We start from the raw sequence: 19,004 nt of genomic DNA, 5'->3' as shown, positions 1-19,004 counted from the left end.
AAATAGAAAAACAAACGTTCGTTTGATACAGAACAAACGTTCGTTTCAAGTAAAATGAACGTTCGTTTAAGACAAGACATACGTTCGTTTCAAGTCAAACAAACGTTCGTTTCCAATTCCGGCAGCTCTCTGGAACAACCAGACCGCTTCCGTAACCTTTTCTGAATAATCGGTTAGAATTAATATATTGTTTCATCTATACCTGAAAAACACATGGATAAACGAATCAAATGGGGAATCGTCGCACTGATTGGTATCGGCCTGATCGGACTGGCCATCCATACCTTCGTACCGAGAACCAACGACGAACTGGCCGAAGTGGAACAACAGAAGCCGACCACTACCAAGAAAAACTCACTCAACGTCAACGCCCAAATTATCAAGCCTCATCTGCTGACCGACAAACTGTTCGTGAGCGGTAAACTGATACCGGACGAGGAAGTAGACCTGTCTTTTGAAACCTCCGGAAAAATTGTGGATATCTTCTTCACCGAAGGTACTTTTGTCAACAAAGGACAATTGCTGGCCAAGGTGAACGACCGTCAGCTACAGGCCCAACTGGACCGTCTGGAAGCCCAGATGCCATTGGCCGAAGACCGTGTGTTCCGCCAGAATGCCCTGCTCCAGCGTGACGCGGTCAGCAAGGAAGCCTACGAACAGGTGAAAACCGAACTGGCAACCCTGAATGCCGACATCGAAAACGTGAAAGCCAGCATCGAACTGACCGAGCTGCGTGCCCCGTTCGACGGTGTCATCGGTCTGCGCCAGGTAAGTACGGGAGCATACGCCTCACCCAGTGTCGTGGTGGCCAAACTGACCCGAATCACTCCGTTGAAAGTGGAATTCGCCGTGCCGGAACGTTATGCCCGACAAATCCGGAAAGGCGCCAACCTCTCCTTCAAGGTTGAAGGGAAACTGGATGCCTACCAGGCACAGGTCTACGCCACCGAATCCAGTATCGACCCCTCTACCCATACCTTGAACGTACGTGCCATCTATCCGAATAAACAAGGAGAACTCCTTCCCGGACGCTATGCCAGCATCGAACTGAGTCAGAACGAAATCAAGGATGCCATCGCCATCCCGTCCGAAGCCATCGTGCCGGAAATGGGTCAGAACAAGGTATTCGTCTACCGGAACGGCCTGGCCCAACCGGTGGACGTGGAAATCGGTATCCGCACCGAAGCCGAGGTTCAGATTCTGCGCGGACTGGCCATCGGTGATACCATCCTGACGACAGGTACCCTGCAACTCCGTACCGGCATGCCGGTCATCCTCGACAACATCAACTAAACCGGGAGCCTTATGAACATTTCCGAACTTAGTATCCGCCGACCCGTACTCGCCACGGTATTGACCGTCATCATCCTGCTGTTCGGTATGATTGGGTATACCACCCTGGGAGTACGTGAATACCCGTCGGTCGACAATCCGATTATCTCCGTAACCTGTAGCTATTCGGGAGCCAATGCCGACGTCATCGAGAACCAGATAACCGAACCCCTGGAACAGAACATCAACGGTATTCCGGGCATCCGTTCCCTTTCCAGCGTGAGCCAACAGGGACAATGCCGCATTACCGTAGAGTTTGAATTGTCCGTCGACCTGGAAACGGCCGCCAACGACGTGCGCGACAAGGTTTCGCGTGCCCAGCGCTACCTGCCCCGCGATTGCGACCCTCCTACCGTGTCGAAGGCCGATGCAGACGCCAGCCCTATCCTGATGGTAGCCATCCAGAGCAACAGCCGTTCGCTTCTGGAACTGAGCGAAATAGCCGACCTGACCGTGAAGGAGCAACTCCAGACCATCTCGGATGTAAGTAGTGTATCCATCTGGGGAGAAAAACGTTACTCCATGCGTCTCTGGCTGGACCCGGTACGCATGGCAGGCTACGGCATCACCCCCGTGGACATCAAAAACGCCATGGACAACGAGAACGTGGAACTTCCATCGGGTAGCATCGAAGGAAATACCGTGGAACTTACCCTGCGTACCATGGGACAGATGCACTCCGCCGAAGAATTCAACAACGTAGTCATCAAGGAAGTGGACGGCCAGATTATCCGTCTGAGCGATATCGGCTATGCCGAATTGGGTGCTGCCGACCTGAAGAGTTACATGAAGATGAACGGCGTGCCGATGGTGGGTGTCGTAGTCATCCCTCAACCGGGAGCAAACCACATCGAGATAGCCGATGCCGTATACGAACGTATGGAACAGATGCGGAAAGACTTACCGGACGACGTAGACTTCAGCTACGGATTCGATAACACCAAGTTCATCCGGGCCTCCATCGCCGAGGTAGAGAGTACCGTCTACGAGGCATTTGTACTGGTAATCATCATCATCTTCCTCTTCCTGCGCGACTGGCGTGTCACCTTGGTGCCCTGCATCGTGATTCCGGTATCCCTGATCGGTGCCTTCTTCGTGATGTACGTGGCGGGCTTCTCCATCAATGTGCTTACCATGTTGGCCGTCGTCTTGTCCGTAGGTCTGGTGGTGGACGATGCCATCGTCATGACCGAAAACATTTACATCCGCATCGAACGGGGCATGAAACCTTTCGACGCGGGTATCGAGGGAGCGAAGGAAATCTTCTTCGCCGTCATCTCCACCACCGTCACCCTGGTGGCCGTGTTCCTGCCTATCGTCTTCATGGAAGGTACCAGCGGACGTCTGTTCCGCGAGTTCAGCTTCGTAGTGGCAGGTTCCGTCATCATCTCATCTTTCGTGGCACTGACCTTTACCCCGATGCTATCCACCAAACTGCTGCTGAAGCGGGAAAAACAGAGCTGGTTCTACCGGAAGACGGAACCGTTCTTCGAAGGCTTGAACCGCGTCTACTCCAAGGCCCTGGAAAGTTTCCTGAAACGAAGGGTCATTGCCATTCCGTTCACCCTCCTCACCCTGGTGCTCATCGGTTATCTCTGGAACAAGATTCCGGCCGAAATGGCTCCGCTGGAAGACCGTTCGCAAATCAACATCAATACGAAAGGAGCCGAAGGAGTGAGCTACGAATACCTGCGCGACTATACAGAAGACATCAACCTGCTGGTAGATTCCATTGTTCCCGACGCCCAGTCTGTCACCGCCCGTGTATCGAGCGGTAGCGGAAACATCCGTATCACCCTGAAGGACATCAAAGACCGTGACTATACCCAGATGGAAGTAGCCGAAAAGATTTCGAAGGCTATCAAGACCAAGACGAAAGCCCGTTCCTTCGTCCAGCAACAATCTTCGTTCGGAGGCCGGCGGAGTAGCATGCCTATCCAGTACGTGCTCCAGGCGGTCAGCATCGAAAAGCTGGAAGAAGTGTTGCCCAAATTCCTGAATGCGGTATATGACAACCCGACCTTCCAGATGGCGGACGTGGACCTGAAGTTCAGTAGCCCGGAAATGCGTGTGAACATCAACCGCGACAAGGCCGGAACCATGGGCGTCACCGTAAAAGACATCGCCTCGGTCCTGCAATACGGATTGAGCGGCCAACGTATGGGATATTTCTACATGAACGGCAAGCAATACGAGATTCTGGGCCAATTCAACCGCCAGCAACGGAACCAGCCGTCGAACATCAAGTCCATCTATATCCGGAGCGACAACGGAGAAATGATCCAGCTGGACAACCTGGTAGACTTCGTGGAATCCATCACTCCTCCGAAACTCTACCACTATAACCGGTTCATCTCTGCCACCATCTCTGCCGGACTGGCCGAAGGAAAGACCATCGGCGAGGGACTGGAAGAAATGGACAAGATAGCGGCCCAGACTTTGGACGATACTTTCCGTACCGCCCTGTCGGGTGATTCGAAAGACTACCGGGAAAGCTCCTCCAGCCTGATGTTCGCCTTCATCCTGGCTCTGGTATTGATTTACCTGATTCTTTCCGCCCAGTTCGAGAGCTTCAAAGACCCGCTCATCATCATGCTCACCGTACCGCTGGCCATCGCCGGTGCCCTGGTGTTCATGCACTTCGGCGGCATCACCATGAACATCTTCAGCCAAATCGGTATCATCATGCTGATTGGTCTGGTAGCCAAGAACGGTATCCTGATTGTGGAATTCGCCAACCAGAAACAGGAAGCGGGTGAAGACAAGATGCAGGCCATCAAGGATGCTTCCCTGCAACGTCTACGCCCCATTCTGATGACGAGTGCCTCGACCATCCTGGGCTTGCTCCCATTGATGTTCGCCAGCGGAGAAGGAGCCAACCAACGTATCGCCATGGGTAATGCCGTAGTGGGCGGTATGCTGGTATCTACCTTCCTGACGATGTTCATCGTACCCGCCATCTATTCCTACATTTCAACCAACCGTCTTAAAAAGGAGGAAGAAGCATGAAACGAATCATCTTAATCGTCTGCCTGCTGGGAGGATGGATTCTCCCGGCGGTGGCACAATATTACTATACCCTGCAACAATGCCTGGAAGAAGGGCTGGCCAACAACTACCTGCTACGCATCACCCGTAACGAGGAGCAGATAAGCAAGAACAACGCGACCCTGGCCAATGCCGGTTACTTGCCTACCGTAGACCTGACCGCCGGATATTCCGGAACCGTAGACAACACGGACAGCAAATTACGCGAAAGCGGATTGACGGAAACCAGCCGGGGAGTCTTCGACCAGACCTTAAACGCCGGTATCGACCTGAACTGGACGGTTTTCGACGGATTCAACATCAGTACCACGTACAAGCAATTGCAGGAACTGGAACGCCAGGGAGCCACGAATACCCGCATCGCCATCGAGGACTTCATCGCCAGCCTGACGGCCGAATACTACAATTACATCCAGCAGGAAATCCGGTTGAAGAACTTCCGGTACGCGGTTTCACTCTCGAAGGAACGCCTGCGCATCGTGGAAGAACGGTACCACATCGGTAACTTCTCACGACTGGATTACCAACAGGCCAAAGTGGACTTCAATGCCGATAGTGCCCAGTACATGAAACAACAGGAACTGGTACACACTTCCCGCATCAACCTGAATGAGCTGATGGCGGTAAAGGATGTAGACCGGCCGATACGGGTAAAGGATTCCATCATCGACGTGACGGACAAGCTGAACTTCACCGAATTGTGGAACAGCACGCTCGCTACCAACGCCAACCTGCTGAAGGCGGACCAGAATACGACTCTTGCCCAACTGGATTACAAGAAGGTACTCTCACGCAACTATCCGTACCTGCGCCTGAACGCCGGCTATGGCTATACCTTCAACAAATATGACGTGAACGCTACCCGCCAACGGAGCAATTGGGGATTCAACGGAGGTATCACCGTAGGTTTCAACCTGTTCGACGGAAACCGCCGACGCGAAAAACGGAACGCCAGCCTGGCCATCCGCAACGCACAACTGGAACGGGAGGAACTGGAACAGGGACTCCGGGCGGACTTGAGCAACTTGTGGCAGGCTTACCGGAACAATCTCCAGTTGTTGAACCTGGAACGCCAGAACCTGGTTTCGGCCAAGGAGAACCACGAAATCGCCAAGGAACGTTACCTGTTGGGAGATTTGTCCGGTATCGAAATGCGTGAAGCCCAGAAAAGTTTGCTGGACGCCGAAGAGCGCATCCTCTCTGCCGAATACGATACGAAAATGTGCGAAATATCCTTGCTCCAGATAAGCGGGAAGATTGCACATTATCTGGAATAGGGAGACTCGCTTTCAATTTTTAATTGCCAAATCTTAATTGATTGCTATCTTTGCGCTTCGAATCGAGTTATAAACCAACTAATCAAAGAAAAATTCATGGGATTATTCATTCGTAAGAGCATAGAAGCCCTGCAGGCGGAAGCCAACCAGTCGGGCAAACAAACCTTGAAACGAGTATTGGGGCCCGTCAGTCTGGTGGCCCTGGGAGTAGGAGTCATCATCGGAGCGGGATTGTTCTCCATCACCGGTACGGTAGCCGCCGGTTATACCGGTCCTGCCATCACCCTGTCATTCATCATTGCCGCCATCGGTTGCTGTTTCGCCGGACTCTGCTACGCCGAGTTCGCTTCCATGATTCCGGTGGCCGGTAGTGCCTATACCTATTCCTACGCCACCATGGGTGAACTCATCGCCTGGATAATCGGATGGGACCTGGTGCTGGAATATACCGTAGCCGCCACGACGGTGAGTATCAGCTGGAGCCGGTACCTGGTGGTCTTCCTCCAAGGAATCGGCATCGACCTGCCCCATGCCTTTACGGCCTGTCCGTGGGATGGAGGTATCGTCAACATCCCCGCCATGGTCATCGTGGTCCTGATGAGCCTCATCCTGATGCGGGGAACGGCGGGCAGCTCGTTCTTCAACGGACTCATCGTCTTCCTCAAGATTGCCGTTATCCTGGTCTTCGTCATTCTGGGATGGAAGTTCATCCAAGCCGAAAACTATGTACCATACATTCCGGAAAATACCGGGAAGGTAGGCGAATACGGCTTCTCGGGCATCTTGCGCGGAGCCGCCATTGTCTTTTTCGCCTTTCTGGGCTTCGACGCGGTCAGCACGGCTGCCCAGGAAACCCGGAATCCGAAACGGGACATGCCCATCGGTATCCTGGTATCGTTGCTGGTCTGCACCATCCTGTATATCCTCTTCGCCCATGTCATGACGGGAGTAGCACATTACACCGATTTCCAGGGGCAAGTAGGTATCGCCCCCGTAGCGGTAGCCATCGAGCACATGGGAACGGCCGATGCTTCAGGCGTCATCCAGCCGGCCTATCCGTGGTTGAACAAGGCCATCATCCTGGCCATCCTCTTCGGGTATTGCTCTGTCATCATGGTGACATTGCTCGGACAGAGCCGTGTCTTCCTGAGCATGAGCCACGACGGCCTGCTTCCACCCTTCTTCTCACGCATCAACGAACGTTTCCGTACCCCTGTACATAGCAATTTCCTGTTCATGATATTGGTAAGCCTGCTGGCTGGATTCATCCCGGCGGAGGTAGCGGGAGAAATGACCAGCATCGGTACCCTGCTTGCCTTCACCCTGGTATGTGCGGCCGTCCTGATAGTCCGTAAGACAATGCCGGACGCTCCCCGTGCCTTCAAGACTCCGTTTGTACCGCTGATTCCTATTCTGGGCATCCTGACCTGCCTGTGCATGATGTGTTTCCTGCCTGCCGACACATGGATCCGGCTGGTACTCTGGATGCTCATCGGACTGGATGTCTATGCCTGCTACGGCATCAAGCACAGCAAACTGGAACATGACATGCCACACCGGAAAGGAACCATGGTACTCAACGTATTGGGTCTGGTACTGGCGGTGCTGAGTGTCATCACCGGACTCTGGCACCAGCAGACCGTAGGATGGGACCAGGACATGACGCTTCTGATCATCTCCTTCGTCTTTGCCTTTACCCATTGCGCCTTCTACATGTACCGCATCTGGAAGACGACCCACGAGAGCGCTGCCTGATGATGAACCATTATAAATAAATCAGCTAACCTGTCATTCCTTTTGCAGGAATGCACTGCCTGTCCGTTCCTGCAAAAGGGAAAAAATTCCTTCACCTTCCCATTGAAATTTGTGAATTCGTCAAATCGCAATCAAAAGCCAGAGAGCTGGATTCCGCTTTTCCTCCTAAACCCTCCACTTTTACCTAATTCACATTTTCCCCTACCAAAATACAAAAATAATCCTTAAAGAATGTTATAAGACATGCTTAAGAACAGAAAAAACGAATAATCAACCAATGATAACTGACCAAAAAGCCGTTATTTTGCAATTCTTTAGAGAGTTAACATTATGGATAAAACGATATTATTGACGGCTATCCGGGCTGCTTTGGAGGCCGGAAAAGAAATTATGGCCGTTTACACCGACCCGAATTCAGACTTCGAGATAGAAAAGAAAGCGGATAATTCCCCGCTGACCATTGCCGACCGGAAGTCGCATGCTGTCATTGCAAAGACTTTGCAAGAGACTCCTTATCCCCTGCTCAGCGAAGAAGGAAAACAGATTCCGGTAGAGGAACGTAAAAACTGGAACGAGCTTTGGATAGTAGACCCGCTGGACGGTACCAAGGAATTCATCAAACGGAACGGTGAATTTACGGTCAACATCGCCTTCGTGCAGAACGAAACCCCCGAAGCCGGAGTCATCTACATCCCGGTAAAACAGGAGTTGTTCTTCGCCGATTGCGCATACGGTGCCTACAAGATAGGTTCGATTACCGAGTTACCGGCCGACGCGACCCTCGATTCACTGATGAATCAAGGGCAACGGCTTCCCTATGCCGCTCCCCGGAAGGATTTCGTTATTGTCGCTTCCCGGTCTCACCTGACTCCGGAAACCGAAGCCTACATCAACGAAATGAAGCAATGCCACGCACAGGTAGAAACCGTTTCGAAGGGAAGTTCCCTGAAGCTCTGCCTCATCGCCGAAGGAGAAGCGGATGTCTATCCGCGCTTTGCCCCGACCATGGAATGGGACACCGCCGCCGGACACGCCATCATCCGTGCCGCCGGAAAGGAGGTCTACCAGGCCGGTAAACAGGAACCGCTACAGTATAACAAAGAAGAGTTGCTGAACCCCTGGTTCATCGCTCAATAAATACACGTCATGACTTTTGAGATAATTATCGTATTGCTGGCGCTGGTAGGTATGCTGGCCGCTCTGATTATGGACAAGATGCGTCCGGGAATGATCCTGTTCTCGGTAGTAGTCCTGTTCCTCTGTACGGGAATCCTTTCCCCGAAGGAAATGTTGGAAGGATTCAGCAACAAAGGAATGATTACCGTCGCCCTCCTGTTCCTGGTAAGCGAAGGAATCCGTCAAAGCGGCGCCCTGACGCAACTCATCAAGAAGTTACTTCCCCAGGAACGTACCTCGGTCTTCAAGGCACAGGTCCGCATCCTGCCTTCCATCGCCTTCATTTCCGCCTTCCTGAACAATACGCCGGTAGTGGTCATTTTCGCTCCTATCATCAAACGATGGGCGAACTATGTCAAGCTTCCGGCCACCTACTTCCTCATCCCCCTGTCGTACGTTACCATCCTGGGTGGTATCTGTACCTTGATTGGAACATCCACCAACCTGGTGGTACATAGTATGATGATAGATGCCGGACTAAGAGGGTTCAGCATGTTCGAGTTAGGTAAAGTAGGTATCTTTGTGGCCATAGCGGGCATCCTGTACCTGTTCTTCTTCTCGAAACGCCTGCTTCCGGCTGAGCGACCGGACAAAGCGACCGACGATGAGGAAAACGTAGATAGCGGACTTCATCCGGTAGAAGCCGTCATCGGTCCCCGTTTCCCGGGTATCAACAAACGCATCAGCGACTTCGATTTCGAACGGCATTACGGTGCAAAGATCAAGGAACTACGCCGGAGCGGACGTACCTATACCTCGTTCGGCGACATCAGCTTCCGCGAAGGAGATACGCTGATTGTCATGGCAGACGACAGCTTCATCAAGACCTGGGGAGAATCTTCAGTCTTCATCATGCTGGCCAACGGCAAGGAATATGAACCCGCCGGAAAGAAGAAACGCTGGTTTGCCCTGACCCTTCTGTTCATCATGATTGCAGGAGCCACCATCGGCGAACTTCCTGCCGTACAGGAAATGCTTCCTCCGGGCATCAAGCTGGACATGTTTTTCTTTGTATCGGTAACCACCGTCATCATGGCCTGGACCAAAATCTTCCCGCCTCAGAAATATACCAAATACATCTCATGGGATATTCTGATTACCATCTCGTGTGCCTTCGCCATCAGCAAGGCCATGGAGAACTCGGGAGTGGCCGACTTGCTGGCCGGCTACATCATCGACCTGAGCCATAGCCACGGTCCGTATATCCTGCTGGCGGCCATCTTCATCATAACGAACATCTTTACCGAAGTGATAACCAACAATGCGGCGGCAGCCCTTTCATTCCCGTTGGCTCTCTCCCTGTCGCAACAACTGGGAGTAGACCCGATGCCGTTCTTCGTGGTCATCTGTATGGCGGCTTCGGCCAGTTTCTCCACGCCTATCGGTTATCAGACCAACCTGATTGTGCAAGGTATCGGAAACTACAAGTTCACCGATTTTGTGCGGATAGGACTACCGCTGAACATCATCACCTTCCTGATTTCAGTCTTCCTGATTCCGCAGATATGGCCTTTCTAAGTATTCATGAATTCAATAAAACAACGATATATGCAAGCTGAAAATCATATTTATCCGATATTCGACCGCATGTTAGGACGTGCCGACAAGGAAGCGCTCCTCCATCAGCATAGCGTCATGATATGGTTCACCGGATTGAGCGGTTCGGGGAAAAGCACCATCGCTATCGCCCTGGAACGTGAATTGCAGAAGCGGGGACTTTTGTGCCGCATCTTGGACGGAGACAACATCCGTAGCGGCATCAACAACAACCTGGGCTTCTCGGCCGAAGACCGTGTAGAGAATATCCGCCGCATAGCAGAAGTGGGCAAACTCTTCGTAGAAACGGGAATCATCACCCTGGCCGCCTTCATCAGCCCGAACAACGAATTGCGCGAGATGGCCTCCCGCATCATCGGGAAAGAGAATTTCCTGGAAATCTACGTCAGCACTCCCCTGGAGGAATGTGAACGCCGCGATGTAAAAGGACTCTATGCCAAGGCACGCAAGGGGGAAATCCGGAACTTCACCGGCATCTCTGCCCCGTTTGAGGCTCCCGCACATCCGGACCTCTCACTGGACACCTCCAAACTTTCGGTAGAGGAATCGGTCAACCGCCTGCTGGAACTGATTCTGCCACGCGTAAAGGCCGAATAACCCAAAGGATTACTCCGGTAATCCGCCAACCAAGAACAAACAAAATTCATACATCATGAAAGAAACTTATAATCTGAGCCACTTGAAAGAACTCGAAGCCGAGTCTATCTACATCATCCGTGAGGTGGCTTCCGAATTCGAGAATCCGGTCATGCTGTACAGCATCGGTAAGGACTCCTCCGTCATGGTCCGCCTGGCAGAGAAAGCCTTCGCACCGGGTAAGGTTCCGTTCCCGTTGATGCACATCGACTCGAAATGGAAATTCAAGGAAATGATTCAGTTCCGCGACGAATATGCCAAGAAATACGGCTGGAACCTGATTGTGGAAAGCAACATGGACGCCTTCCGCGCAGGAGTAGGACCGTTCACCCACGGTAGCAAGGTGCATACCGACCTGATGAAGACACAAGCCCTGCTTCACGCCCTCGACAAATACAAGTTTGACGCCGCCTTCGGTGGTGCCCGCCGCGATGAGGAGAAATCGCGTGCCAAGGAACGTATCTTCTCCTTCCGCAACGAATTCCACCAATGGGACCCGAAGAACCAGCGTCCGGAATTGTGGGACATCTACAACACCCGCATCCGTAAGGGAGAAAGCATCCGGGTATTCCCGCTCAGCAACTGGACCGAACTGGATATCTGGCAATACATCCGTCTGGAAAATATCCCCATTGTCCCGCTTTATTTCGCCAAGGAACGTCCGGTGGTAAACATCGACGGACAGCTCATCATGCCGGATGACGACCGCCTGCCGGAAAAATACCGCGACAAGATTGAAATGAAGAAGATACGTTTCCGTACCTTGGGATGCTGGCCGCTCACCGGTGCCGTAGAAAGCGAAGCCGACACCATCGAAAAGATTGTGGAGGAAATGATGACCACCACCAAGAGTGAACGTACCACCCGTGTCATTGACTTCGACCAGGAAGCCAGCATGGAACAGAAGAAGCGTGAAGGATATTTCTAACCAATTTTCAGAAAGAATCATGGAAGAACTAGATAAAAGCAAATCCGGGAATCCGATGGAAGGAGAAAGCCGTGGCGCATTGTCCATCGAAGAATTCCTGAAGAAAGACGAACAGAAGGACCTGCTGCGTTTCCTGACGGCCGGTTCGGTGGACGACGGGAAATCAACCCTCATCGGACGCCTGCTGTTCGATAGCAAAAAGTTGTACGAAGACCAGTTGGATGCCCTGGAACGTGACAGCAAACGTATGGGTAACGCCGGCGAGCACATCGACTATGCCCTCCTGCTGGACGGTCTGAAGGCCGAACGCGAACAGGGTATCACCATCGACGTAGCTTACCGTTACTTCTCGACCAACAACCGTAAATTCATCATCGCCGATACTCCGGGACACGAACAATATACCCGAAACATGATTACCGGCGGTTCTACCGCCAACCTGGCCATCATCCTGGTTGACGCACGTACCGGTGTCATCACCCAGACCCGCCGTCATACCTACCTGGTTTCCCTGCTGGGTATCAAGCACGTAGTACTGGCGGTCAACAAGATGGACCTGGTGGACTTCTCGAAAGAAGTCTTCGACAAGATTGTGTCCGACTACCGGGCCTTCATCGACCCGCTGGGTATTCCCGATGTCAACTGCATCCCGTTGTCTGCCCTCGACGGCGATAACGTAGTAGAGAAATCCGACCGTACGCCGTGGTACGAAGGTCCGTCCCTGCTGGAATTCCTGGAAACCGTACACATCGGCAACGACCATAACCTGAACGATTTCCGTTATCCGGTTCAGTACGTACTCCGTCCGAACCTCGATTTCCGTGGTTTTTGCGGCAAGGTGGCTTCGGGTATCATCCGTAAGGGCGATGAAGTGATGGCGCTTCCTTCCGGCAAGAAATCGCACGTCAAAAGTATTGTCACCTACGACGGAGAGCTCGACTATGCCTACCCTCCGATGTCAGTAACCCTGACCCTGGAAGACGAAATCGATGTTTCACGCGGAGAAATGCTGGTTCACCCGGACAATGTACCAACCGTCGGACGGAACTTCGAAGCCATGCTGGTATGGATGGACGAAGAAAAGATGGACCTGGAGAAATCTTTCTTCCTGAAACAGACCACCAACACTAGCCGTACCCGCATCGATAGCATCAAATACAAGGTAGACATCAATACGATGGAACACCTGAGCGTAGAAAACGGCAAGCTGAAGAAAGAAGACGTACCGATGCAGCTGAATCAGATTGCCCGTGTGGTACTCACTTCCTCGAAAGAGCTGTTCTTCGACCCGTACAACCAGAACAAGGCTACCGGTTCGTTTATCCTGATTGACCCTATCAGCAACAATACCAGCGCAGTAGGTATGATTCTCAACCGGGTAGACGATAAGGACATGCACAACACCATGGAATTGCCTGTGCTGAACCTGCCGAAACTGGGTATCGCTCCCGAACACTACGACGCCATTGAACGTGCCGTGAAGGAACTGGAACGTCAAGGTATCGCCATCGAAATCAAGAAAAACTAATTAAAGAAATATCATGGGATTACTAGAATTCAGTAAATTACCTATCAATACCCTGGTGGGAGCCGACTGGAAAACTTTCAAGCAGATTACCGGAGGCAGAACCATCGACCCGGCCTACAAAGGCAAATACCGCCTGACCAAGGCCGTATGCCGTCTGCTTTCCACCCTTACCCCCTTGCAGGAAAGCCGTTACCAGAAGTTGCTGGCCGACAAACCGCTGGAACACGACCCGGTATTCATTCTGGGACACTGGCGCAGCGGTACTACCTTCATGCACAATGTATTCTCGTGCGACAAGCATTTCGGTTACAACACGACCTACCAGACCGTATTCCCGCACCTGATGATGTGGGGACAACCCTTCTTCAAGAAGAACATGAGCTGGCTGATGCCGGACAAACGTCCTACCGACAACATGGAGCTGGCGGTAGACCTTCCGCAAGAAGAAGAGTTTGCCTTGGCCAACATGATGCCGTATACCTACTATAATTTCTGGTTCCTTCCGAAATATACCCAGGAATACGCCGACAAATACCTGCTTTTCGAGGACATCAGTGCTGAAGAACTGAAAATCTTTGAAGAGACCTTCACCAAACTCATCAAGATTTCTTTGTGGAATACCAACGGTACCCAGTTCCTGAGCAAAAACCCGCCTCACACCGGACGTGTGAAAGAGCTGGTCAAAATGTTCCCGAACGCCAAGTTCATCTATTTGATGCGTAATCCGTATACGGTATTCGAATCGACCCGGAGTTTCTTCACCAACACCATCCAACCGCTGAAGTTGCAGGACATCAGCAACGAGGAAATCCAGGCAAACATCCTGTCGGTATACGCCAAGCTATACCACAAGTATGAAGCCGACAAGCACCTGATTCCGGAAGGTAACCTGGTAGAAGTCCGTTTCGAAGATTACGAAAAAAATGCCTTCGATATGACACAGGACATCTATCGGAAACTCTCTTTGCCGGGATTCGAAGAGGCACGTCCGGCCATCGAAGCCTATGTCAACAAGAAGAAAGGCTACAAGAAGAACAAATACCAGTACAAACCGGAAACCGTAGAACTGGTTGAAAAGCATTGGTCGTTCGCACTGGAGCAGTGGGACTACCAGTTATAAAGTTCTTTGGAGCTGTTGACTAAGGGTTTGATGTCACTATCAAGGAAAGCTCCTCGGCAACAAATTAAAACAAACCGTCCGTTGGAAATCTCATTTTATTTTCCTAACTTTGTTTAAACGACAGGGGTGTCTGAAACCGACACTACCTGTCGTTTCTTTTTTCTGACAGAAACAAAACGGACTCGACAAATGTTTTATATCTATCCGGAAGGATTGTCCCTTCTCCGGATAAATGACAAAGACCTTGGTAAAACCTCAGAAATCTTAAAGACTATGAAACATCTATTATGTTGCACACTGGCCCTGTCGGGCTTTCTGCCAGTATTCGCGCAGAACGGTCCTACAGAAACAGAAGTCCCGAAAGACTCTGTTGTCAACGTAGGCTATGCCGTAGGAAACCTCAAGAACCTCTCCGGTCTGGTAGAACAGATTACGGAAAAACAGATGAACAAGGAACAGATTACGAATCCGTTGGAGGCTATCCAAGGACGAGTGGCCGGACTGACCATCCAGAAAAGCAACAACGGGACGGCAGCTCTGGAATCCGTGCGAATGCGCGGTACCACTTCCTTGACCAGCGGAAACGAACCGTTGATTATCGTGGACGGAGTATTGGGAGACCTTACCCTGCTGACCTCCATCTATCCTACCGATATTGAAACCTTCACCATCCTGAAGGATGCCGCCGAAACGGCTCAGTACGGTTCCCGGGGAGCGGCCGGAGTCATCAACATCACAACCAAGAAAGGTATCGCCGGAAAGACCCGGGTGAATTACAGCGGAAGTTTCGGCATCGCCCATGCCTACAAGCACATCGACATGCTGGACGGAGATGCCTACCGGAAAGTGGCACAGGAAAACGGTATCTCGATTCTGGACCGCGGTTACAACACCGATTTCCAGAAAGAAATTGAACAGACCGGCCTGCAACAGAACCATAATGTAGCCTTCTACGGGGGAGGTGACAACTCGAATTACCGTGTATCGCTGGGATACATCGACCGCAAAGGAATCATCGACAACGAATCCCTGAAGCTGTTCACCTCCAACATGAATCTTTCACAACGACTGCTGGATGGCCTCATCGATTGTGAGCTGGGACTGTTCGGTTCCGTCAAACGCGAACGAACCCTGTTCGACCTGCAAAAAACCTTCTACTCGGCTGCAACCTTCAATCCTACCTTCCCGAATTTCAAGAACCCCACTACCGGTGCCTGGGACCAAATAACCGCCGCCAGCCAGATAACCAATCCGCTGGCCTGGATGGAAGTGGACAACAAGGGGGAGGCTTCATACTTCAGTGCCCATGCCAAACTGACGCTCAACCTGTTGCAAGACCTGAAACTGATTCTATTCGGTTCTTACACCTACAACAATTCGGAAGACAAGCAATACCTGCCGACTTCCGTCTGGGCGAAAGGTCAGGCTTACCGAGGCAGCCAACGCTCGGAGGCTCTGCTGGGCAACCTGATGTTTACTTACAACAAGCGGTTCAACAAGCATTTCATCGACCTGTTAGGACTGGGTGAACTCTCGAAAGAAACCTATTCAGGATTCCATACAACAGTTACCAACTTCTCCAGCAATGCACTGGGATACAACAACCTGCAGAGTGGGGCTCTCCGTCCGTGGGAAGGAACCGGCTCGTATTACGACGAACCGACCCTGACCTCTTTCCTGGGACGTGCCAATTATGCCTACGACGAAAAATACATCCTTACCTTTAACCTGCGTGCTGACGCTTCGTCCAAATTCGGAACAAACCATAAATGGGGAGTCTTTCCTTCCGTCTCGGCAGCCTGGAACATCACCCAAGAAGATTTCATGAAAAATCTGCCAATTATCGACAACCTGAAACTCCGCGTAGGCTACGGAACAGCCGGAAACCTGGGAGGTATCGATTCGTATACCACCCTGGCCCTGCTCCGTCCGAACGGCATTGCGCCGGTAGGCAACTCTCCCATCGTTACCTACGAACAGATGCTGAACATCAATCCTGACCTGAAATGGGAAGTAACCCGTACCTTCAATGCCGGTATCGACCTGGCCTTATACGGTAATCGCCTGCTGCTCTCCGTCAACTACTACAACTCCAAAACGACGGACATGCTCTATAACTACGATGTAAGTGTTCCTCCTTTCCCTTACAGCACCCTGCTGGCCAATCTGGGTTCAATGAGGAATTGCGGAACGGAAATCGCGGTAGGAATCACCCCGCTACAGACCAAGGACATGGAACTGAACATCAACGCGAACCTGACCTTCCAGAAGAACAAGCTGCTCTCACTGAGCGGCATGTATAACGGAGAATACGTATCTGCTCCGGAATATACGGCCATCGGAGGACTGAACGGAGCCGGATTCCATGGAGGTTACAACAACATTGTATATCAGATTGTAGGCCAGCCGCTAGGCGTGTTCTACCTGCCTCATTGCACCGGTCTGAAACCCGACGGAAACGGCGGCTACATCTACGAAGTGGCCGACCTGAACGGAAACGGAGTCAACCTGGAAGACGGAGAAGACCGCTACATTGCCGGTCAGGCAGTACCGAAAGTCGTACTCGGTTCGAATATCGCTTTCCGATACAAGCAGTTCGACCTGTCCCTGCAGATAAACGGAGCCTTCGGACACAAAATTTACAACGGAACTTCCCTTTCCTACATGAACATGGGTTCTTTCCCCGACTATAACGTCATGGCAGACGCCCCTCATCAGAACATCAAGGACCAGACAGCTACCGACTATTGGTTGGAAAAAGGCGATTACGTGAACTTCGACTACCTGACCATAGGATGGACCATGCCCACTCCTTCCAAAGGATTACTGAAAGGACTCCGGCTGGCCTTTACCGTCAACAATCTGGGAACCATTACCGGCTATTCCGGACTTACTCCGATGATTAACAGCTCGCAAGTAGGAAGTACCCTGGGTATCGACGATAAACGGACTTACCCGCTTTCACGCACCTACACCCTGAGCTTGAGCATTAACCTTTAACATTTTCGACTATGAAGACATATCCTATGATTCTGGCCACGATACTGACCTTCTTCTTAACCTCCTGCAACAGCTTTCTGGAAGAAGACCCTCAGAACCTGCTTCCCGAAGAAATAGCCCACAGTACCCAAGAAGACCTGTTGAATAATGCCGTACTGATGCTTTACACCCATGTAGGTGGAAACGCAGACAGCGAAGGAATACAAGGTACCGGCAGAGGCATCTACGATCTGAATACCTTCACCACCGACGAGGCTATCATGCCGACCCGTGGAGGCGACTGGTACGACGGCGGATTCTGGCAAGGACTGTTCCTCCACAAATGGGGCGTAAACAACGATGCCATCCTCAACACCTGGGAATACCTGTACCGCACCATCATCCTGTGTAACCGTTCACTGAAAGGTATCGCAGATTTTGGAGTACAGCACCCGGATACCGATGTATCAGCTTTACAGGCCGAGGTAAGGGCATTACGGGCCATGTTCTATTATTATGCCATGGACCTTTTCGGGAGAATTCCACTGATAGTGAGCCACGACAATACCGGAACAGATATGAAACAGGTAGAACGGAGCGTCCTGTTCCGGTTCATTGTGAAAGAACTACAAGAGTCACTTCCCCTACTCAGCTCCGAACGAAGCAACTGGCCGGGCGAATATTACGGACGGATGACCCAAGGGGTAGCCTGTTTCCTGCTGGCCAAACTGGCACTCAACGCGGAAGTCTATACGGATGACAACTGGACCGATGGCCAGCGTCCCGATGGTAAACAAATCATGTTCAATATAGACGGTACGGAAAGGAATGCCTGGGAAACCACCATCCATTATTGCGAACGACTCACGGCCATGGGCTACATACTGGAACCGGACTATACCGCCAATTTCGCCGTATTCAACGAATCATCTACAGAAAACATCTTCATCATCCCGATGGACAAGAACCTGTATACCAACCAGTATATCTACCTGTTCCGTTCACGCAACTACAACCATGCGGCTGCCTACGGACTGGGCGGCGAAAACGGTTCAAGTGCCACCATCGAAGTGCTGGAGACCTTCGGTTACGATACCCCGCAACAGGACGCCCGCTTCGACTACTGCTACTTTGCCGGTCCGGTGAAAGACCTGTCGGGTAACCAGATTTACCTGGACGACAAAGTCACTCCACTGGTCTACGAACCTTGGAACGTCAAACTGGATGTCTCAGGGGAAACTTACGAAAAAACGGCCGGAGCCCGGATGAAGAAATACGAAGTAGATACCAAAGCCTACAAAGACGGCAAGCTCTTCGACAATGACATTGTAGTATTCCGTTATGCAGACGCATTGCTGATGCAGGCAGAAGCCAAGGTACGGAACGGGCAGAACGGCGATAACGAGCTGAATGCCGTTCGCCAACGGGTTGGTGAAGAAACGCGTACGGCTACCTTGGAAAATATCTTAGCCGAAAGGCAACTGGAACTTGCCTGGGAAGGCTGGAGAAGACAAGACCTGATACGCTTCGGGCAGTTTACCAGAGCTTACCATTCCCGTCCGCAACTGGAAAACGAAGCCAGTGGCTATACCACGGTTTTCCCGATTCCGGAATCCATTGTCCAGCGGTACAGCGAAAGCATGAAACAAAATGATGGATACTGAGAAA

The 19,004-nt window shown here is 51.7% G+C and carries 12 protein-coding genes; all 12 read left to right on the top strand.

Going from position 1 to position 19,004, the window contains the following annotated elements; all coding sequences use genetic code 11:
• Positions 1–213: 213 nt before the first annotated feature.
• The 12 genes from C510_RS0107775 (at position 214) to C510_RS0107720 (ending at position 19,000) form a co-directional block, all read left to right on the top strand.
• Entirely contained in the window at positions 214–1,293 is a 1,080-nt protein-coding gene (locus C510_RS0107775) for an efflux RND transporter periplasmic adaptor subunit (protein ID WP_018710780.1), read from the top strand.
• 12 nt (positions 1,294–1,305) lie between these two features.
• Complete coding sequence (locus tag C510_RS0107770; RefSeq protein WP_018710779.1) at positions 1,306–4,341, top strand: efflux RND transporter permease subunit; 3,036 nt, start codon at positions 1,306–1,308, stop codon at positions 4,339–4,341.
• Positions 4,338–5,657: a TolC family protein gene (locus C510_RS0107765; RefSeq protein WP_018710778.1), complete on the top strand. Its 1,320-nt coding sequence runs from the start codon at positions 4,338–4,340 to the stop codon at positions 5,655–5,657. The genes C510_RS0107770 and C510_RS0107765 overlap by 4 nt, the downstream gene beginning before the upstream one ends.
• 96 nt (positions 5,658–5,753) lie before the next feature.
• Positions 5,754–7,412 carry an amino acid permease gene (locus C510_RS0107760; RefSeq protein ID WP_018710777.1) on the top strand — a complete coding sequence of 553 codons (1,659 nt, stop codon included), beginning with the start codon at positions 5,754–5,756 and terminating at the stop codon, positions 7,410–7,412.
• A gap of 330 nt (positions 7,413–7,742) precedes the next feature.
• Entirely contained in the window at positions 7,743–8,549 is an 807-nt protein-coding gene (cysQ, locus tag C510_RS0107755) for a 3'(2'),5'-bisphosphate nucleotidase CysQ (RefSeq protein WP_018710776.1), read from the top strand.
• 9 nt (positions 8,550–8,558) lie between these two features.
• Complete coding sequence (locus C510_RS0107750) at positions 8,559–10,106, top strand: SLC13 family permease (RefSeq protein ID WP_018710775.1); 1,548 nt, start codon at positions 8,559–8,561, stop codon at positions 10,104–10,106.
• 30 nt (positions 10,107–10,136) lie between these two features.
• A complete protein-coding gene (cysC, locus tag C510_RS0107745; RefSeq protein ID WP_018710774.1) occupies positions 10,137–10,742 on the top strand; it encodes an adenylyl-sulfate kinase in 606 nt (201 codons plus the stop codon).
• 55 nt (positions 10,743–10,797) lie between these two features.
• Complete coding sequence (gene cysD, locus C510_RS0107740; RefSeq protein WP_018710773.1) at positions 10,798–11,709, top strand: sulfate adenylyltransferase subunit CysD; 912 nt, start codon at positions 10,798–10,800, stop codon at positions 11,707–11,709.
• 19 nt (positions 11,710–11,728) lie between these two features.
• Positions 11,729–13,237, top strand: a complete 1,509-nt coding sequence (gene cysN, locus C510_RS0107735) for a sulfate adenylyltransferase subunit CysN (protein WP_018710772.1) — start codon at positions 11,729–11,731, stop codon at positions 13,235–13,237.
• 13 nt (positions 13,238–13,250) lie between these two features.
• Entirely contained in the window at positions 13,251–14,357 is a 1,107-nt protein-coding gene (locus tag C510_RS0107730; RefSeq protein WP_018710771.1) for a cholesterol-responsive sulfotransferase, read from the top strand.
• 273 nt (positions 14,358–14,630) lie between these two features.
• On the top strand, positions 14,631–17,357 hold the full coding sequence (locus C510_RS0107725; protein ID WP_026320150.1) for a SusC/RagA family TonB-linked outer membrane protein: 2,727 nt from the start codon (positions 14,631–14,633) through the stop codon (positions 17,355–17,357).
• A gap of 11 nt (positions 17,358–17,368) precedes the next feature.
• Positions 17,369–19,000, top strand: a complete 1,632-nt coding sequence (locus tag C510_RS0107720) for a RagB/SusD family nutrient uptake outer membrane protein (RefSeq protein WP_025892335.1) — start codon at positions 17,369–17,371, stop codon at positions 18,998–19,000.
• Positions 19,001–19,004 lie beyond the last annotated feature (4 nt).

The sequence above is a fragment of the Phocaeicola barnesiae DSM 18169 = JCM 13652 genome (assembly GCF_000374585.1).
GTDB lineage: Bacteria > Bacteroidota > Bacteroidia > Bacteroidales > Bacteroidaceae > Phocaeicola > Phocaeicola barnesiae.
This window is presented reverse-complemented; position numbering and strand designations above follow the sequence as displayed.

Bases quoted from the DNA above. Each gene is read 5' to 3' on its own strand.
- C510_RS0107775 (WP_018710780.1), top strand. From the start codon at position 214: ATGGATAAACGAATCAAATGGGGAATCGTCGCACTGATTGGTATCGGC.
- C510_RS0107725 (WP_026320150.1), top strand. From the start codon at position 14,631: ATGAAACATCTATTATGTTGCACACTGGCCCTGTCGGGCTTTCTGCCA.
- cysQ (WP_018710776.1), top strand. From the start codon at position 7,743: ATGGATAAAACGATATTATTGACGGCTATCCGGGCTGCTTTGGAGGCC.
- C510_RS0107750 (WP_018710775.1), top strand. From the start codon at position 8,559: ATGACTTTTGAGATAATTATCGTATTGCTGGCGCTGGTAGGTATGCTG.
- C510_RS0107770 (WP_018710779.1), top strand. From the start codon at position 1,306: ATGAACATTTCCGAACTTAGTATCCGCCGACCCGTACTCGCCACGGTA.
- C510_RS0107720 (WP_025892335.1), top strand. From the start codon at position 17,369: ATGAAGACATATCCTATGATTCTGGCCACGATACTGACCTTCTTCTTA.
- C510_RS0107730 (WP_018710771.1), top strand. From the start codon at position 13,251: ATGGGATTACTAGAATTCAGTAAATTACCTATCAATACCCTGGTGGGA.
- C510_RS0107765 (WP_018710778.1), top strand. From the start codon at position 4,338: ATGAAACGAATCATCTTAATCGTCTGCCTGCTGGGAGGATGGATTCTC.
- cysC (WP_018710774.1), top strand. From the start codon at position 10,137: ATGCAAGCTGAAAATCATATTTATCCGATATTCGACCGCATGTTAGGA.
- cysD (WP_018710773.1), top strand. From the start codon at position 10,798: ATGAAAGAAACTTATAATCTGAGCCACTTGAAAGAACTCGAAGCCGAG.
- cysN (WP_018710772.1), top strand. From the start codon at position 11,729: ATGGAAGAACTAGATAAAAGCAAATCCGGGAATCCGATGGAAGGAGAA.
- C510_RS0107760 (WP_018710777.1), top strand. From the start codon at position 5,754: ATGGGATTATTCATTCGTAAGAGCATAGAAGCCCTGCAGGCGGAAGCC.